At 70.4% G+C, this 17,470-nt stretch carries 9 protein-coding genes; 5 read left to right on the forward strand and 4 right to left on the reverse strand.

Annotation, left to right across the window (positions count from 1 at the left end):
- Positions 1 to 253: 253 nt before the first annotated feature.
- Positions 254 to 580 (forward strand): hypothetical protein, encoded by a 327-nt coding sequence (locus ACGFNP_RS29670; RefSeq protein WP_393324546.1) that lies wholly within the window; start codon positions 254 to 256, stop codon positions 578 to 580.
- Here the strand turns inward: ACGFNP_RS29670 and ACGFNP_RS29675 are convergent.
- The 4 genes from ACGFNP_RS29675 to ACGFNP_RS29690 all read right to left on the reverse strand — a co-directional run bounded on the left by ACGFNP_RS29675 (position 577) and on the right by ACGFNP_RS29690 (position 5,091).
- Positions 577 to 2,499 (reverse strand): exo-alpha-sialidase, encoded by a 1,923-nt coding sequence (locus tag ACGFNP_RS29675; RefSeq protein ID WP_393324549.1) that lies wholly within the window; start codon positions 2,497 to 2,499, stop codon positions 577 to 579. The genes ACGFNP_RS29670 and ACGFNP_RS29675 overlap by 4 nt on opposite strands.
- A gap of 122 nt (positions 2,500 to 2,621) precedes the next feature.
- Positions 2,622 to 3,632, reverse strand: a complete 1,011-nt coding sequence (locus ACGFNP_RS29680) for an MBL fold metallo-hydrolase (protein ID WP_393324552.1) — start codon at positions 3,630 to 3,632, stop codon at positions 2,622 to 2,624.
- A 41-nt stretch (positions 3,633 to 3,673) separates the two neighbouring features.
- Positions 3,674 to 4,261 (reverse strand): hypothetical protein, encoded by a 588-nt coding sequence (locus ACGFNP_RS29685; protein WP_393324555.1) that lies wholly within the window; start codon positions 4,259 to 4,261, stop codon positions 3,674 to 3,676.
- Positions 4,258 to 5,091, reverse strand: coding sequence for a M24 family metallopeptidase (locus ACGFNP_RS29690; RefSeq protein WP_393324558.1), 834 nt, complete (start codon positions 5,089 to 5,091; stop codon positions 4,258 to 4,260). The genes ACGFNP_RS29685 and ACGFNP_RS29690 overlap by 4 nt, the downstream gene beginning before the upstream one ends.
- Before the next feature lie 96 nt (positions 5,092 to 5,187).
- Here ACGFNP_RS29690 and ACGFNP_RS29695 point away from each other — a divergent pair, with 96 nt between their 5' ends.
- The 4 genes from ACGFNP_RS29695 to ccrA all read left to right on the forward strand — a co-directional run bounded on the left by ACGFNP_RS29695 (position 5,188) and on the right by ccrA (position 17,468).
- Positions 5,188 to 7,962 carry an ATP-binding protein gene (locus tag ACGFNP_RS29695; RefSeq protein ID WP_393324561.1) on the forward strand — a complete coding sequence of 925 codons (2,775 nt, stop codon included), beginning with the start codon at positions 5,188 to 5,190 and terminating at the stop codon, positions 7,960 to 7,962.
- 236 nt (positions 7,963 to 8,198) lie between these two features.
- On the forward strand, positions 8,199 to 9,950 hold the full coding sequence (locus ACGFNP_RS29700; RefSeq protein WP_393324564.1) for a fatty acyl-AMP ligase: 1,752 nt from the start codon (positions 8,199 to 8,201) through the stop codon (positions 9,948 to 9,950).
- Positions 9,951 to 10,099: 149 nt separating this feature from the next.
- On the forward strand, positions 10,100 to 16,159 hold the full coding sequence (locus ACGFNP_RS29705) for an SDR family NAD(P)-dependent oxidoreductase (RefSeq protein WP_393324567.1): 6,060 nt from the start codon (positions 10,100 to 10,102) through the stop codon (positions 16,157 to 16,159).
- Positions 16,152 to 17,468 (forward strand): crotonyl-CoA carboxylase/reductase, encoded by a 1,317-nt coding sequence (ccrA, locus tag ACGFNP_RS29710; RefSeq protein ID WP_393324569.1) that lies wholly within the window; start codon positions 16,152 to 16,154, stop codon positions 17,466 to 17,468. The genes ACGFNP_RS29705 and ccrA overlap by 8 nt, the downstream gene beginning before the upstream one ends.
- Positions 17,469 to 17,470: the final 2 nt, after the last annotated feature.

The raw sequence follows: 17,470 nt of genomic DNA on the forward strand, positions 1-17,470 counted from the left end.
CTGGGACATAGGATGTTCTATGCCAACCATCCGGACGGTGGGCGTCGTGAAGACATTGACGCCGGGGGTGCTTGGCGGCACCTGGGGTACGGTCCTGCCGCTCGTTCCGGGACGACGAATCGATCGACCGGGCACGCCTTGAGGCGGCGCTGGACGTGCTCGTCACCGTGGGGCTTGACGGCTGTACGCGCACGGCACCGCGGGCAAGGACGCGTACGACCGCGTCGCGGCTGCCGCCGACCCGGTGCCGCTCGTGCCGGACAACCCGCCGCATGCCAAGACACAGGTGTCGGCCGCCCAGTATCCGGTGATCCGCCGCCCTCGGCTCAGCCGGCGCCGGTTCGTGGCCCACCTCGGCGACCGGGCCGACATCGGCGCCCGAGTCCGGGTGGCCGTACGACTCGGGGCGGCGCCTGGCTCGCCGTACGGCTCAGGCCACTGGCCCGAGATTCCCCGATCTATCCAGGACGTAGGACGTCCTTCGCCGCCCGGTGATCCAGGGCAGGCAGCAGATACCGTCAAGGCGATGACGCCCCCGAGACCCGAGAGCGTCATCGCCAAGCGGCTCGTGTCGCCTTAGCCGACGTGATCGAAAGGCAGCCGCAACCCGAGCCGACCGCCGATCGGGAGGTTCCGCTGCCGGATCAGGTCCAGCTCGGCGTCGGTGACGGCGCGCCGGTAGACGCGTACTTCGTCCAGCGTCCCGCGGAAGCGGTCCACACCGTCCAACCGCTGTCCGACGTGGATTCCCTCCAGCCCGAACTCCTTGCCGAGGGTCACCGAACCGGCCGGCGCCGCCGCCGACGAGACCTGCACGCCGTCCACCAGGAGCCGGAGCTCGCCGCGTACCCGCTGGAGCGCCACGAAGTGCCACTGCCCGTCGTTGTACGCGCTCGGCGACTGCACGGTCACGTTGAACCGGTCGACGGACAGGACCGCCCGGATGCGGTTGCTGGCCGGCTCGGCCCGCAGCCACAGCGCCGGCGGGTTGGTGCCCCGGTTCACCCGGTGGAACCAGAGGATCGTGTGCGCACCGGTCTGCTCCGAGTACCGGATCCAGGAGGTCAGTGTGAAGTCCTTCGCGCCGAGGTCGATGGAGTCGTTGAACGCCACCTCCACCCGGTCGTCCACCCGGTCCAGGGCCAGCCCGGTGCCGAACCGCCCGTCGGTGGTCTGCGCGCCACCGCGGACATAGGCCTTGTTGCGGTACGGCGACTGGTCCGGCGTCGTCGGGCCGGGCGCCGGGGGACCGGGGATGCCGGGTGGGGTGCCGTTCGGCGTGTCCAGGTACGCCTCGTTGAACCGCGCGAACCGGATCTGCTCGTACGGCGTGATGTTGCCGGCCTCGTACATCAGGGCCGCTTCGTCGCCGTCCAGCCGCACCATGTCCGAGTAAGCCGACGGCCCCCAGGAGAAGACCTTGCCCTCGTTCCAGGTCTCGAAGCGGCGCCCCTCGTCGTAGGACGACCGGATCCCCATCGCTTCCCGGGCGCCCGGGTGCATCGGCGAGGAGAACAGGATGCGCCCGTCGCTGAACCGTAGCAGCGACGCCTGGATGTCGGTCGTCGCCAGCGCCGGCTTGGTGCGGAACGGGGCGTCCCACGTCTGGCCGGCGTCGCTGCTGGTCGCGTACGCCCGGCTGCCCTCGTCGGTGCCGCGCTCGCGGGCCGAGGCGTAGATCCGCCCGTCGGTCAGCTCGATGACGGTGACCTCCTGGGCTATGACCGTGCCGTCGTCGCGGGACGTCTCGGCGCCGATGTTCCAGGTCACCCCGCTGTCGTCGCTGTAGAGCAGGTGCGTGCCGTAGACGTGCTTGCCGACCCGGTCCCAGCTTTCGAAGCTCGCCCCGACGACCAGCCGGCCGGCGTGCGGGCCGAGTTTGAGCTGGATGCCGTGCATCGGGCCGGTGGCGTACCAGAAGTTCCACTCTGGACGCTTGCCCTCGGTCATCTCCCTGGCGGCCGACCAGGTCGCCCCGTGGTCGTCACTGAACTGCACCCAGGGGTCGCGGTCACAGCCGTTCGGGCACGGCTCACCACCGTTGTGGGTGCTCACCAGGACGACCCGCCCGGTGCGCTCGTCGACGATCGGCACCGGGTTGCCGTGGGTCGTGCCGTTGCCCTCCGAGATCACCTGCAGCGGCCCCCAGGTCCGCCCGCCGTCGGCGGAACGGCGCACCACCAGGTCGATGTCCTCGTCGTCGCCGCAGTCCTTCACCCGTCCCTCGGCGAACGCCAGGAGCATGCCGTTCGTGGCCCGCACCACAGCGGGGATCCGGAAGCAGCCGTATCCGAAGTCACCTTGCTTGTAGAGCACCTGCTCGTCCACGAACGGTGCGGCGTCGGCGGTCGCGCCGGCCTCGAAGGTTTCCGCCGGCGCCGCGCTCGCCGGCGCGCCGAACATGCTGACGAGCAAGCCCGCAAGCACCACTACGGCGCCCGCCCGGCGGCGCCGGGAGCGGCGCCCGGTACGGCTCTCCGGAGGATGACCATCGTGCATGTCCTCGTCCTTCCTGGCAGGAGAAGATTACAGATGGGACATCCTACGTCCAACGTCCGATGTTAAATAGATGGTGAACGTAGAATGTTCACCAGAGGGCCAATGCGTTACCCGGCCGGTGCTCAGGAGACTCGCGACGCCTGGTTCTCGTAGAGGCGGTAGGTGGCCAGGATGTTGAGCCGGTGCAGGTCGCGGCAGAGGAAGAGCATGCCCTGCTGGGCGGCCCCCTGCCGCACCGGATAACGGGCGAGGGCGGCCGACAGCCCGGGGTCGAGGCGTTCGGCCCACGGGTCGGTGCAGGCGGCGAACGTCTCCTCCAGGCTGCGGCCCGCCACTACGCCTGCCCGCACCTCGTCGTGCAGCCGCTCGAGGTAGCCGATGAGATCGTCCACCGCCGCCGGCCCGGCTCCCATCGGGCCGTGCCCGGGAACGACGATCTCCAGTTCGGGCAGGGCCTCGCGCATCCGGCGCAGCGACCCCAGGTACGGTTCAGGTCCGCCCTGGAGCAGCATGGGGGCTATGCCCGCATGACTGAGGAAGTTGCCGGTCCAGGCGGTGCGGGCGTCGGGGACGTACACGACGGTGTCGCCCGGCCCGTTGCCCGGACCGAAGTGGTGAAGCTGGACGATCCGTCCTCCGAGGTCGATCTCGGCGTAGGAGTCGAACGTCAGGTTCGGTCTGCGCCAGGTGGTGACCTCGTCCAGCAGCGCGGCGTCGCCGTACATGTTGGCTGACCGGGTCTGCTTCTCATAGGCCAGATCGGTCATGTTCGCCTTGTTGACCCTGGACGAGACGATCACGACCTGGTCGGGGAAGGCGGCGTTGCCGAAGGTGTGGTCGCCGTGGTACGTCGTGTTGACCAGGTAGCGCAGCGGCTGGTCGGTGAAGCCTGCGGCGGTGGCCTGGATCTTGACCGACACGTCCGGGGTGATCCCGGCGTCGATCACCAGCGCCGCGTCCCGCCCCGCGACCACGCCGTTGTTGTCCTTGGGCGCGAGGTTGGCCATGAGCGCCCACACGCCCTGCGCGAGTTCGTGTGGCACCAGCTCCAGGCCGACCGGCGACAGGTTCGGCCCGCCGTAACCCTCGGGGCGCTCGGCGATCTCGCGCTCCGGGATGCGTGACGTCGACATCTCGATTTCCTTCCGTTCGGTTTCCAGCGAAAGTGTTCGGATCAGACGGGGACGGCTACTGGACGGGCCTCGGTCACCTGGGGGAGAGAGGCCGTCCAGAGGCGGTGTACGAGGATCGGGCCGATGACCCAGTAGCCGAGTGAGGTGACGATGCCGGGAAAGGCGAGGTCGCCCGCGACCAGGTCGTAGATCGGGTGGCCGATGGCGTTGCCCATCGCGCCCATGATCGCGAAGAACCAGGCGATGAGCAGCGGCACGCGCCAGCCGCGGTAGATCGCGAGCGCGCCCATGGCGAAGGCCGCGTAGGAGATCATGTTGATCCAGACGAACAGGGGGAGTGACATGGCCTGCGCGCCGAAGACCTCGGTCGGCCAGCGCCGGTTGAACCCGTTCATGAACTCCTCCCCGAAGTGCAGAAACTGCCAGGCCAGGCCGATGAGGTAGATCGGCAGCACCCGGGAGGGGTCGGGGAGCCTGCGGTTGGTGGTGGCCAGGTGGCAGCCGTAGGCGATCACCATGGCCGGGATGAAGGTCAGCCACAGCGCCAGTCCGGGCGACAGGTAGGCGAACACCACGATCAGGGCGGTGGCCACGACGCCGGCGGCGACAGTGGAACGGTGGCGGGTCATCGGGTGCTCCTTATGAGGTGGGTGGTGATGGTGTTGAGCTCGATCGGCGCGTCCTCACCGACCACGACGGTGCCGCCGATGCGGACCAGGCGGCGGCCGTGGACGCAGTTGGGGGCGAAGGCGAACGTCATGCCCGGCCTGAGCGGCAGGTCGGAGCCGATGGTGGGCTGCTCGGCGAGCAGCCCGTAGCGAGCGCTCCGCGGCAGCGCGCCGAACCCGGCGCCGGATCCGCCCGCCGCCCCGCACGGATTGACGGCGTGCACGAGGGGGTACGCGTGCCAGCCGCCCGCTTCCTGGAACGGGCCCTTCATCGCGGTCACGACCTCGCCGAACGTGTGCCCGGGACGCAGGACCGCCAGCCCCGCCTCGTAGGAGGCGCGGGCCGCCAAGGTCACCTGCGGGAGCCGCTGGAGCACCGACGACCACAGCGTGTACGGCACGAGCGGGTCGGCGTGGAAAGGCGGGCACGGTTCGAGACCGAGCACGCCGATCGCCGACCTGCCGAGCCCGTGCGCGCGCAGCACCTCCGCCACGCCGTGCGCGTGCTTGGCGACGAGCACGTTCTCCGGCCTGATCCACACCGCGTCGCCGCGCCTCCTCGCGTCGAGGTGCTCGCCGAGCTGCGCCGGCGAGCGGACCAGGGCGATCGGCTCGTCGGCGCGGGGGAAGACGACGATCGCTCCGGGACGGTCGTTGGTGAAGAACACATCCGGCGCCCACTCCGCCCCGCCGTGGACGACGAGCGCGTCGACGCCCTCGGCATCCATCAGCTCCCTGGCGAGATCCCAGCGCCGGTCCCGTTCGGCCGGCGAGTAGGTGGGAAGATCCATGCCGCCGACGCTAGGGCGGCGCCGCCCGTCCGGAATCTGTCAGGTGACCAGCCGTCCGGCGACGGGCATCGGTCACCGGCTCAATAAGATCGTCCCGTGCTGTACGGGCGTGGGGTGGAAACCGATCGAATAAACCATTTGCTGGCAGAGGCCAGGGACGGCCGAAGCGGCGTCCTGGTGCTGCGCGGCCCCGCGGGAATCGGCAAGTCGGCGCTGCTCGAACACGCGGCGGGGACGGCTGAGGCCTTGGGCATGCGAACCGTGCGCGGGGTGGGCATCGAGAGCGAGACCGAGATGGTGTTCGCCGCGCTCCACTTGCTGCTGCGGTCCGGGCTCGACCGTCTCGACCGCCTTCCGGCCCCGCAGGCGGACGCGCTCAGGGGGGCTTTCGGGCTGGCTCCTTCCCGTGAGGCCAACCGTTTCCTGGTCGGTCTCGGCGCCCTGACCCTGCTGTCCGAGCTCGCCGGCGACGGCCTGCTGTGCCTGGTCGACGACGCGCAGTGGCTGGACCGCTCCTCGGCCGACGCCCTGCTCTTCGCCGCACGGCGGCTGGAAGCGGAAGGGGTGGCGCTGATCCTTTCAGCGCGGGACGGCAGCCACGGTTTCCGGCCGGCGGGCCTGCCCGAGACACGGCTCGGCGGCCTCGGCCCGGAGGCCGCGGCCAGGCTGCTGGGCGAGACCGCCGGCCCGCTGGCACCGCACGTCAGGGACCGCATCCTCGCCGAGAGCGAGGGAAACCCGCTCGCGCTCATCGAGCTGCCCGCGGCGCTCACTCCTGATCAGCGGGCCGGGCACGTCACCCCGCTGGCCTACCACCTGGGCCCGCTTCCGCTCACCGGCCGGATGCAGGAGGCGTTCCAGACGCAGATCCACGCGCTGCCCGAGCCCGCCCAGACCCTGCTGCTGGTGGCGGCCGCGGAGAGCACCGGCGACCTCACCGTCATCCTCGGGGCCGCGCGGCGGCTGGGCATCCACGCCGACGCCGTCGAGCCGGGGGAGCGGAGCGGGCTCATCCGCGTCGTGGACGGGGAGCTCGCCTTCCGCCATCCGCTGATCAGGGCGGCCGCCTACCAGGGAGCGCCGTTCACCAGGCGCCTGGCCGCGCACCGGGCCCTGGCGGCCGCTCTCGACGGCGCCCCCGACGGCAGCCGGTACGACGATGCCCGGGCCTGGCATCTCGCCGCCGCCTGCACCGGACCCGACGAGATCGTCGCCGCCGAGCTGGAACAGGCGGCCGAACGGGCCAGGCGCAGAAGCGGTCACGCCGCCACGACCGCGGCCTACCGCCGCGCGGCACAGCTCTCCCCGGAACCACGCGACCAGGTGCGGCGCCTGATCAGCTCCGCCGAGGCGGCGATGGACGCCGGTCAGCTCCTGCAGGCCCGCGCGCTGGCCGACCGCGCGGCGCTGCTCACCGACGATCCGCGCGAGCACGCCAGACTGGCCGGGGTACGCGCGGCCATCGAGTTCGAACAGGGCTCGCCGAGTGTCGCGCACGGCATCCTCATGACCGCCGCCGCCCCCGTCTCGGCCGTGGACCCGACCATGGCCGCGTCCATGCTGCTCGAAGCCGTACGCGACGCCTGGTTCGCCGGTGCGCCGGAGCTGGCCAGGCAGGGCATCGACCGCGTCCACGCGCTGGCCCTGCCGTCCGGGCATCACCTCCAGCCGGTCATCTCGGCGATGACCGGTCTGGCCGCCCTGCTGGCGGGCGATGCCACCCGAGGGCTGGTGCCCATCCACGCGGCACTCGCCGACGCCCGGCGATCGCAGCCGGGCACGCCCGGAGACCGGCTCATCATCGCCTCGATGGCGTTCATGGTGGGCGACGACGAGACGTCCATGGACCTGGGCGCCCGCCTGGCCGACGACTGCCGGGCCCAGGGGATGATCGGCTGGCTGCCGCACGCGCTGCAGAACCTCGCCACCAGCCAGCTCTACCTCGGCCGCTTCCGGGACGCGCAGGCGTCGGCCACCGAAGCCGTGCGCATCGCCGACGACACCGGGCAGCATCACCGCGTCGATCACCTGCAAGGGATGCTCGCCTGGCTCGCCGCGGTCCACGGCGACGACCGCGCCTGCACAGAGCTCACCGGCCGCGTCCGAGCCCATGCCACCGACCACGGCAACGTGTCGAGCTTGGCCTGGGCGGTCTGGGCACAGGGCCTGCTCGCCCTCGGGCAGGGCAGGACGCGGGCAGCCCTGGAGCTGTTGGAGGCCGGCATCACCGGCACCGTCCGCTACCAGCTCACGACCACCCTGTTCGTGCCGGACCTGGTGGAGGCGGCGGTCCGATGCGAGCAGGCCGATCGGGCCAGGACGCCGCTCGCCAGATTCGACGAGTGGGCCACAGCCACCAGGCAACCCTGGGCGCGCGCGGTCGCCCTGCGCTGCAGAGCGCTGAGCGCCGTGTCCGAGGAGGAGGCGGAAGCTCACTACGCCGAGGCCGTCAGCCTGCATCTGAATGGAGGGCGGCCGTTCGAGGAAGCCCGCACCAAACTGCTGTTCGGCGAGTGGCTACGCAGAAACCGGCGCAAGGCCGAGGCCAGGGTCCATCTCAGGCAGGCGCTGGACACGTTCGACCGCGCCGGGGCCGTCCCCTGGGCGACCCGTGCCCGTGCCGAACTGCGCGCCACGGGAGAGGCGACCGCTGACGTGCGGGCGGCGGGCGCGGCGGGCCTGCTGACCCCGCAGGAACTGCAGATCGTACGGCTGGCCGCGCGGGGCGCCACGAACCGCGACATCGGCGCGCGGCTCTTCCTGAGCCCGCGCACTGTGGGCTACCACCTGCACAAGGCGTTCCCCAAGCTCGGCGTCGCCTCCAGAACCGAACTCGCCCGGCTTGACCTTGGCGATCGAATAAAGGGTTAAACAGCGGCATTTCCTGCCTGCCCCATAAAACCATCAAAGCTGCCCATGGCTATTTCACAAGAAATATCCCATTATGGCGCCGTATGATGCGGGGATGGAAAATATATCTATCAGGGCAGTCAGAATGACCCTATGCTCTCGATGAAGAGTCGAGGGTAAAATCCCGCTATTAATTAGCGACTGCGTAAATGCAGCCAGCCGACACAGGCGAACCACCTTCGGCGAGGGGGAGTGGGATGGCGCTGGGTGATCGCTTAATCGATGCCACAAGCGGAGAGCCATTAACGGATCTGGTTCTCAAGTGGGCCGAAGAGAGGCCGGACGCGCCGGCGTTCACTTTCGTGGACTACGGCAGCCACCGTGATGGTCGAAGGACCACGTTGACCTGGGCCGAGACGCATCTGCGCGCATGCGCGACGGCTGCCCGGCTGCGCCGGCTCGCCGAGCCGGGTGATCGGGTGGCGTTGCTGCTGCCCCAGGGGCTGGAGTATCTGATCACGATGCTCGGGTCCATGTATGCCCGGACCATCGCGGTGCCGTTGTTCTCCCCGGACCTGCCCGGTCGTTCCGCCCGCCTGGTCGGGGCTTACGCTGACGCCGATCCGGCGGTCGTCGTCAGTACGTCCGGCATCCTGCCGGAGGTACGGGTCTTCCTCGACGACAACGGCCTGCCGCAGCCGCGTGACCTCGTCGCGGCCGACGCCATCGAGCCCGCCGCTTGGGACTGGGAGCGGGTCGACCCCGAGGAGCTCGCCTATCTGCAGTACACCTCGGGTTCCACGCGTGAGCCGGCCGGGGTCGAGATCAGCCACCACAACCTGGCCGCCAACGCGCGGCAACTGTGGACGCGTTTCGGCGTCGACCGGCACCGGCGGGTGGCGATCGTCAGCTGGCTGCCGCTCTTCCACGACATGGGGCTGGTCGCCACGCTCGCGGCTCCGATCGTGCACGGCATCCAGGTGGACTTCACCGACCCGGCGTCGTACATCAGGCATCCGGCCCGGTGGCTGCGGATGATCTCCGATCGCCGGGACGACGAGGTCCTGACCGCCGCCCCGAACTTCGCCTACGAGTACTGCCTCACGCGTACGCGAGATACGAGCGGGTTCGATCTGCGGGGCCTGCGCTGGTGTCTCAACGGGGCCGAACCGGTCAGGCAGGGCACGCTGGATCGCTTCGCCGCCACGTTCAGCGCGACCGGCCTGCGACCCGGGGCTCTGACGCCGTGCTACGGACTCGCGGAGGCGACCGTGTTCGTCACCGCCGCCTGTGAGGACGTTCCGCCACAGATCCTCCGCGTCGATCCGATAGGCCTGCGCGAGGGGGTGGTGCGGCTCTCCGACACGGAACGCGCCGTCGGGATGGTCTCGTGCGGTAGCCCGGCCGGCCAGTACGTCGCCATCGTCGATCCCGAGACCTGCGCGGAACTACCCGACGACCGGATCGGAGAGATCTGGCTCCACGGTCCCAACGTGGCGCGAGGCTACTGGCGCAAGCCCGAGCGCAGCCGGGAGATCTTCGGCGGACGGCTCACCGAGCCCGCCGGCGGACTGCCCACGGGCCCCTGGATGCGCACCGGCGACCTCGGCATCATCCATGACGGCGACTTGTACATAGCCGGCCGGATCAAAGATCTGATCATCATCGACGGTCGCAACCACTTCCCCCAGGACGTCGAGGCAACGGTGCAGGACGCGCATCCGGCTGTTCGCTCCGACCATGTGGCCGCCTTCGCGATCGACGGGGCGGACACCGAGCACCTTGTCGTCGTCGCCGAACGCTCCCGCACGTTCCGGATCGGTGAGCTGGATCACGACGAGGTCCGCAGCGTCGTACGCGGCGCGGTCGGCGCGCTGCACGACGTGTGGGTGCATGATTTCGTGCTGGTCCGGCCGGGCGGGGTCCCGCGAACGTCCAGCGGCAAGATCGCCCGCAGCGCCTGCAGACAGCTCTACCTCGCCTCCCGGCTGCCCACCGTCCAGGAGTGACCGCGCAGAGGGAGCACCTCATGGGCCGTCCGGCCGACCGCGCATTCGTCCGGAGATATGGAAAGTCAGATCTCATCCACAGGCACATGACAACCATTGATCCGCAGCGAGGCCCGCCTTCAGGGGGCCGATATCCGAGAGGTAGAACAATGCCGAACGAGTCCTCGATCCGTGAATTCCTGATCGGCCGGGTGGCCGATCGCTGCAATCTGCGGAAAAAAGAAGTAGATCCAGACCGTCCACTGGCCGACATCGGGTTCGGATCGCGCGACGCGGTGGCCATCATCGGTGAAGTGGAAGAGTGGCTCGGCTGCTCATTGCCGCCCCTCCTGCTCTACGAGTATCCGACCATCACCCATCTGGCTCACATGCTGATGGGTCTCCAGCAGGACCGCCCCGCCCCGCCTCGCCCTTCAGCCGATCGATCCACGGATTCGATCGCCGTGGTGGGCCTTGGGTGCCGATTCCCCGGCGGAATAGCGAGCCCGGAAGCGTACTGGGGATTCCTGATCGAGGGAGGCGACGCGATCGGAGAGGTACCCGCGGGCCGATGGGAGCAGCCGGACGGCGCCCACCGGTTCGGGGGTTTCCTGGAGGACGTCGCCGGATTCGACTCGCGGTTCTTCGGCATCACACCGAGCGAGGCGGACGCCATGGACCCGCAGCAGCGCCTGCTGCTCGAGGTGGCCTACGAGGCCCTGGACCACGCGGGCATCGCTCCAAGGTCGCTGCACGGCACCCGTACGGGGGTCTTCGTCGGCATCTCCTCCCCGGAGTACGCGCTGCTGACGACCGCCGAATCGGCCGCGCTGTCGCCTTGGACGGCGACGGGAGTGGCATTGAGCATCGCCGCCAACCGGCTGTCCTACGTGCTGGATCTGCACGGAACGTCGTTGAGCGTCGACACGGCCTGTTCCTCGTCACTGGTGGCCGTCCATCTCGCCGTACAGGACCTGCGGGCCGGCCACAGCGACCTGGCGCTGGCCGCCGGCGTCAACGTCCTGCTCTCCCCGACGATCACCAAGACGTTCGATCTGGCGGGCGCCACCGCCCCCGACGGCCGCTGCAAGGCCTTCGACGCCTCGGCGAACGGGATGGTACGCGCGGAGGGGTGCGGCCTGGTGGTCCTGAAACGCCTCGCGGACGCCTACCGCGACGGCGACCGGGTGTTAGCGGTGATCCAGAACACCGCCGTGAACTCCGACGGCCGCTCCAACGGTCTGGCCGCCCCCAGCCCGGAGGCGCAGAAAGCCCTGCTGCGCGAGGCGTACACCGGACTGACTCCGCCGGACTACGTCGAGGCCCACGGCACCGGAACCCTGCTCGGCGACCCGATCGAAGCGCACGCCCTCGGCGCGGTGCTGGGCCAGGATCGCGCCGGCGCCCTGTTGATCGGCTCTGTCAAGACCAACCTCGGCCATCTGGAATCCGCTGCGGGGATCGCCGGGCTGATCAAGACCGTTCTCGCGCTGTGGCACCGGAGCATCCCGCCGAGCCTGCACTATCACCTGCCGAATCCGCACATCGACTTCGACCGGTGGCGCCTGAAGGTCGTCACCGAACCGACGCCCTGGCCGTCACAGGCGCCCCGGGCAGGCGTGTCGGCCTTCGGCTTCGGCGGCACGAACGCCCATGTCGTGCTGGCGGCGGCGCCCGAGAAACCCCAGCCGGTCGCCGCGTCCGGCCCGGTCCACACGCTTCTCCTCTCCGACGTCTCCGCCGAGCGCGTCGCCGAGTACGCGGGGCGGCTCGCCGAGCACGTCGTCGATCCGGCGAATGTCGTCCATACCCTCGCCCGCCGCTACGGCAGAGGCCGGTTCGGGGCCGCTGTCCTGGGGCGCGATCGCGAGGCGCTCACCACCGCGCTACGGGCGCTGGCTCGCGGGCGCCACGACCCGAGGGTGGTCACGGGTGTGGACGCCGACATGCCCGCGCCGGTCTGGGTCTTCTCGGGATACGGGGCGCAGCGACCGGGTATGGGGCGCACGCTGCTGGCCGAGGAGAGCGCGTTCGCCGCCACCATCGATCTCCTGGAACCCATGGTCCAGGCCGAGGCCGGGTTCTCGGTGCGTGAGGCGCTGCGGGTGAACCGGCCGGACCCCGCTGAGACGATGGTGGTGCTGTTCGCCGTACAGGTCGGGTTGGCGCGGCTCTGGCAGGCGTACGGCGTCAAGCCCGCCGCTGTGATCGGGCACTCGATGGGTGAGGTCGCCGCCGTGGTGGTGGCCGGGGCGCTGTCGTTGCGGGACGGGGTCACGGTCATCTGCCATCGAGCCCGCCTGCTCTCCGGGATCGCGGGCGGGGGAGCCATGTGCGTCCTCGGCGCCTCGGCCGAGGAGGCCGCCGAGTTGAGCAAGGACTGCCCCGACGTGCACCTCGCCGTGCGTACGGCACCGCGGCAGACGGTGCTGACGGGCGACGCCGGCCAGATCGCCACGGTGGTGAGCCGCGCCGAGCGACGCGGCCTGCTCGCCCGCCTGGTACGCGCCGAAGGAGCGGGCCACTCGCCTCAGGTCGAGCCCTTGCTGGCGCCCTTTCGGGAGCAACTGGCGGGGATCCGACCGGCGAAACTTCGCGTCCCGCTCTACTCCACGGTCCTGGACAACCCGCGGCGGATCCCGGCTTTCGACGGCGACTACTGGGCGGCGAACATGCGCGATCCCGTCCGGCTCGTCGACGCCGTCCAGGCCGCCGCTGAGGACGGCCACCGCGCCTTCATCGAGATCTCCGCACATCCGCTGCTGACCCACGCGCTGAGCGACACCGTACGGGACTCGCTCGTGCTGCCCACCCTGCGGGGCGGCCGGACGCGGGACGCCGAGACCGACGACACCCTCACCTTCCACGCTCAGCTCGCCGCGCTCAGGCTCAGCGGATCGCCGATCGCGCGGTCCGCTCCTGGCCGGGTCATCGACGTGCCAGGCCCGAGCTGGCGGTACGAACACCACTGGATGCCGGCGCGGCGGACCTCCGCCCGATCATCGTCTCACCCGCTGCTCGGCGCCCACGTCGAACTTCCCGGCGGACGGCACGCGTGGAGCGCGAACGTGGGCGAGGCCACGCTGCCGTGGCTTCCGCTGCACGGCGTCACCGTCCTGCCCGCGGCCGCGTACGCGGAGATCGTTCTGGCCGCCGGAGCCGCGGTACTCGACACGGACGACCTGACCGTGCGCGACCTGCGCGTCAGCAAGCTGCTGCCACTGGACGAACAGACGACGATCACCACCTCACTGACGATCCCGCCGCAGGAAGCAGGCGGGCCCCGCGCGAAGGTACGGGTGCAGACCCGTACACCCTCCGGGCACTGGACGCTCCTTGCTACCGCGTCCGTTGGCAGCGGACAGGTCACCCCGCGCGATATGGCGGGCCGGGTTCCGGTGGCCGCCGCCGAGCGGGCGGACCACCGTTTCCGGCTGCACCCCGTTGTCCTGGACCGATGCCTGGCCGCTTTCGGCGCGGAGTGGACCGCCATGGGCATCGGCTCGGTGCGCGTACTCGGGCCGACCTGGGAGGGCGGCAGCTGCGAGTTCGCCAGTCCCCGGCGGAGAAAGGACGGCACGGCGGTCGCCGCGCTGCGGCTCGTGGACGAAACAGGCAGAGTCCTGCTGGAGGCCGACGGCGTCCTCCTGCGCCGACTGCCGGCGGCCTCCGTACCCGTACCGTTGTCCGCCAAGCTGGTCGAGGCCGTGTGGAGTCCGACGGCGCCGCACCCTCCGGGCCAGGCAGCCGAGTCGGCCGGCTGGCTGGTGCTCGCCGATCCCGGGGACTCCTTCACCGAGGCGGTCACGGGGATGCTCACGCACGCGGGACACCGCATCACGGCACGTCACCGCGTCTCCCGGGACCACACGTGGCGAGACCTCCAGAACCGGACGGCCTCGCCGGACAACGTGGCGCTCGTCGTGCCGGCCTGGCTCGCCGACGAGGAGCTGGTGCTCAGCGTGTCCGCCCTGGTCCGCGCGCTGCCACCCGACGTGCGGCTGTGGTTCGTCACCCGGCGCTCGATCGCCGTCCGGCCCGGCGAGGCCGGTGAGCCAGGGCAGGCGTTCCTGCGCGCCCTGGTCAGAGTGCTCGCGTTCGAGCACCCCGCTCTGCGCGCGACTCTCGTCGACGTGGACGACCCCGTGGCGTCGGCCGCCGAGCTGCTGGGCGGCACCGCCGACACCGAAGTCGCCTGGCGCGACGGGGTTCGCTACGTGGCGCGGCTGCGGCGGGCCCGCCTCGGTACGGAGGCATGGCATCACCTCGTACGGCCGGGCGGCGCCTACGCGATCAGCGGCGGATACGGGGGCCTGGGCCTGGTCACCGCCCAGCGGCTGGTCGAACGTGGCGCACGACGCCTGGTGCTCTCCGGCCGATCCGGCCCGGGGCCCGAAGCCGAGAAGATCATCGGTAGATTGCGCAGGGCCGGTGCGGAGATCGAGATCGTGCAAGGTGACATCGCCGCGCCCGGCGTGGCCGAACGCATGGTCGCCGCCGGACAGCGCGACGGCGTGCCACTGCGTGGAGTGGTGCACGCCGCGGGCGGGCTGGCGGACCGGCTCTTCACGGAGGTCGGACCCGAGGATCTGCACCGGGTGTGGGCACCCAAGGTGACCGGCGCCCTGCGGCTGCACGAGGCCACCGAGGACCTCGACCTCGACTGGTGGGTGGTCTACTCCTCGGCCGCCGCGCTGCTCGGCTCACCGGGGCAGGCGGCTTACGCGGCGGCCAACGCGCGCGCCGACGCGCTCGTCGACTGGCGCCGGGCGCACGGCCTGCCGGCCACCACGATCAACTGGGGAACGTGGGCCGACGTGGGTGGCGCCGCCGGCCTGCGGGTCGACGTGCTGGACCCGCTCACCCCGGAAGAAGGCGCGGACGCGCTGGAGGCGCTGCTCGTTCACGACCAGAGGTCGGCCGGCGTGCTCCGCTTCAACTCGCGCCGGGCGCTGGCCGCCTTCCCCGAAATCCGCGAACAGCCCTACTTCTCGGAACTCGTCGACGCGACCTCCGACGACAGCGCGGGCGCCGACGACTGGCCCGGGGCGGAGCGGATTCGCACCCTCGATCCCGGCACCGCGCGGCGGCTCGTCCGCGAGCGGGTGAGCGACAGGGTGGCGACCGTACTCGGGTTCACTCCTGACCCCGCACGGCCACTGACCGAGCTCGGGCTCGACTCCCTCGTCGCCGTACGGATCAAGAGCGCGCTGGAGCACGACTTCGGCGTCTCCGTCGACGCTCCGACTCTGCTGCGGGGCGGCAACCTCGCGGACCTGCAGGCCGAGCTCTGGCGGAGCCTCGGCCTCGCCGGACAACCCGTTCCCATGGCGGCCGAGCTTGCGGCCGCGCGCGGCGTCGTGCGCTCGCTCGCCAATGGCACGAGACGAGCATCCGTGCCTGGCGCCCGGCCGTTCTTCTGCGCGCACCCGGCAGGCGGCAGCTCAAGCGTGTACCGGCCGCTGGCCGCCCTGCTCGGCGAGGACCAGGTGATCTATGGGCTGGAGCGGTTCGAGGACGATCTCGAGCTGGTGGCTCGCGCCGACCGCTACATCGACCTGATCCGCGCCACGCAGCCCGAAGGGCCCTACCGGCTGGGTGGCTGGTCGTTCGGCGGGGTGCTCGCGTACGAGATCGCCCGGCGGCTCGATCATGGCGAGGTCGAGCTGGTCGCGATGATCGACGCCGGACTGCCCAAGCAGGTGGAGAACCTGCTCGAGACCACCGCCCGCCGATACGCCGACTTCGGGAGATATCTCACGACGACGTATGGGATACCGGTGGCGCTGCCGTACGAGGAACTGATCACGCTGGATGAGGAGCGACAGCTCGCGCTGGTCATCGAGCGCACCACGCCGCTGATGGCGCACCTGCCGCCGGCCGTGGCGGTGCATCAGTTCACCTCGCACGAAGACACGCGATGCCTGGAACGGTACGTCCCCGGGCCCTACGACGGGCGGGTCGTGCTCTACCGCTCGACCGAGCCGACGCCCTGGACCGTGCACGATGCCCGGTACGACCTGGACGAGGCCAACGGCTTCGGGGACCTGTGCCCGCGGCTGGAGATCGTCTCGGTGCCGGGAACCCATCACCTCAACCTGCTCGACCCGCCCGGCGTCAACATCATCGCCGATCACCTGCGCGGCTTGCTCTCAGGCAGCCGAAGACCCCCCGGTCGTCGAGCCGACACAGCCACAAGCGACGTTCCTGGTGAGGCGAGCAATGTCTGATCTGATCCACGCGGTCCGCGCCGGGGCGAGCCCCGCTGAGCTCCTCGAATGTGACCTGCCCACCCGCTTCCGGGCCGCGTACACCCTCAAGGCAGAGATCGCCCTGTTCGACGGAAGCTCCGACAAAGATGTCCGCCGCTCCATACACGTGGGGGAGGTGGAGATGCCGGAGCTCGCCCCGGACGAGGTCGTGGTGGCGGTGATGGCCTCAGCGGTCAACTTCAACAGCGTCTGGAGCGCGATCTTCGAGCCGGTCCCGACCTTCACCTTTCTGCGGCGCCGGACGAGTGATGCCCGATGGTGGCCACGGCACGATCGGGAGTATCACGTCATCGGGTCGGACGCCTCAGGCGTGGTGGTACGCACGGGGGAGGCGGTGTGGAACTGCTCGGTCGGCGACCGGGTGGTCATCCACCCCGGAGTCGTCGATCCGGGCAACCCGTACTCCCAGGACGACGGCGTCATGGCGGCGCCGCTCGCCTGGGGCTACGAGACCAACTTCGGTGGCATGGCCGACTTCACCATCGTCAAGGCGAACCAGATCATCCCCAAGCCGGAGTGCCTGACCTGGGAGGAGGCCGCGGCCAACACCCTGTGCGCCGGGACGGCCTACCGCATGCTCATCGGCAGCCACGGAGCCCGGATGAAGCAGGGCGACATCGTCCTCATCTGGGGTGCCACGGGAGGCCTCGGCAGTTACGCGGTCCAGTTCGTCCTCAACGGCGGCGGCATCCCCGTGTGCGTCGTCAGTTCCGCGGCCAAAGCCGAGATCATCCACGCCATGGGCGGCCGGAACGTCATCGACCGTACGAGCCTGGAGCTCGGCGACAACGGATTGCGCGATCCGGCGTCATGGCGGCTGCTGGGCCGCCGCATTCGGCAACTGACCGGCCAAGACCCCCATATCGTCTTCGAGTACCTCGGTCAGGAGACGTTCGCGGCCTCCGTGGGCCTCGCCCGGACCGGTGGCTCCATCGTGACCTGCGGATCCAGCACTGGCTACTGGCACCAGTACGACAACCGCTATCTGTGGATGCGGATCAAGCGGATCATCGGCAGCCACGGCGCGAACTATCAGGAAGCCACCGAGGTCAATCGGCTGATCAGCCTGGGGACGATCACGCCGACCCTGTCGAGGACCTACTCACTGGATCATGCCGCGGAAGCCGTCCGGTCAGTACAGCAGGGCGATCACATCGGCAAGATCGGGATCCGCTGCCTCGCTCTCTCGGAAGGGCTGGGCGTGACTGACATGGCGCTCCGCGAACGCATCGGCGAAGACAGGCTCGGTCTCTTCCGCTCTCATTGAGG

This window comes from Nonomuraea sp. NPDC049269, assembly GCF_043197155.1.
In the GTDB taxonomy this organism is placed as follows: Bacteria; Actinomycetota; Actinomycetes; order Streptosporangiales; family Streptosporangiaceae; genus Nonomuraea.

What these genes read in the sequence shown, in the direction of transcription:
- ACGFNP_RS29675 (WP_393324549.1), bottom strand. Translation starts at nt 2,499, where the DNA reads ATGCACGATGGTCATCCTCCGGAGAGCCGTACCGGGCGCCGCTCCCGG.
- ACGFNP_RS29700 (WP_393324564.1), top strand. Translation starts at nt 8,199, where the DNA reads ATGGCGCTGGGTGATCGCTTAATCGATGCCACAAGCGGAGAGCCATTA.
- ACGFNP_RS29685 (WP_393324555.1), bottom strand. Translation starts at nt 4,261, where the DNA reads ATGACCCGCCACCGTTCCACTGTCGCCGCCGGCGTCGTGGCCACCGCC.
- ACGFNP_RS29690 (WP_393324558.1), bottom strand. Translation starts at nt 5,091, where the DNA reads ATGGATCTTCCCACCTACTCGCCGGCCGAACGGGACCGGCGCTGGGAT.
- ACGFNP_RS29680 (WP_393324552.1), bottom strand. Translation starts at nt 3,632, where the DNA reads ATGTCGACGTCACGCATCCCGGAGCGCGAGATCGCCGAGCGCCCCGAG.
- ccrA (WP_393324569.1), top strand. Translation starts at nt 16,152, where the DNA reads ATGTCTGATCTGATCCACGCGGTCCGCGCCGGGGCGAGCCCCGCTGAG.
- ACGFNP_RS29705 (WP_393324567.1), top strand. Translation starts at nt 10,100, where the DNA reads ATGCCGAACGAGTCCTCGATCCGTGAATTCCTGATCGGCCGGGTGGCC.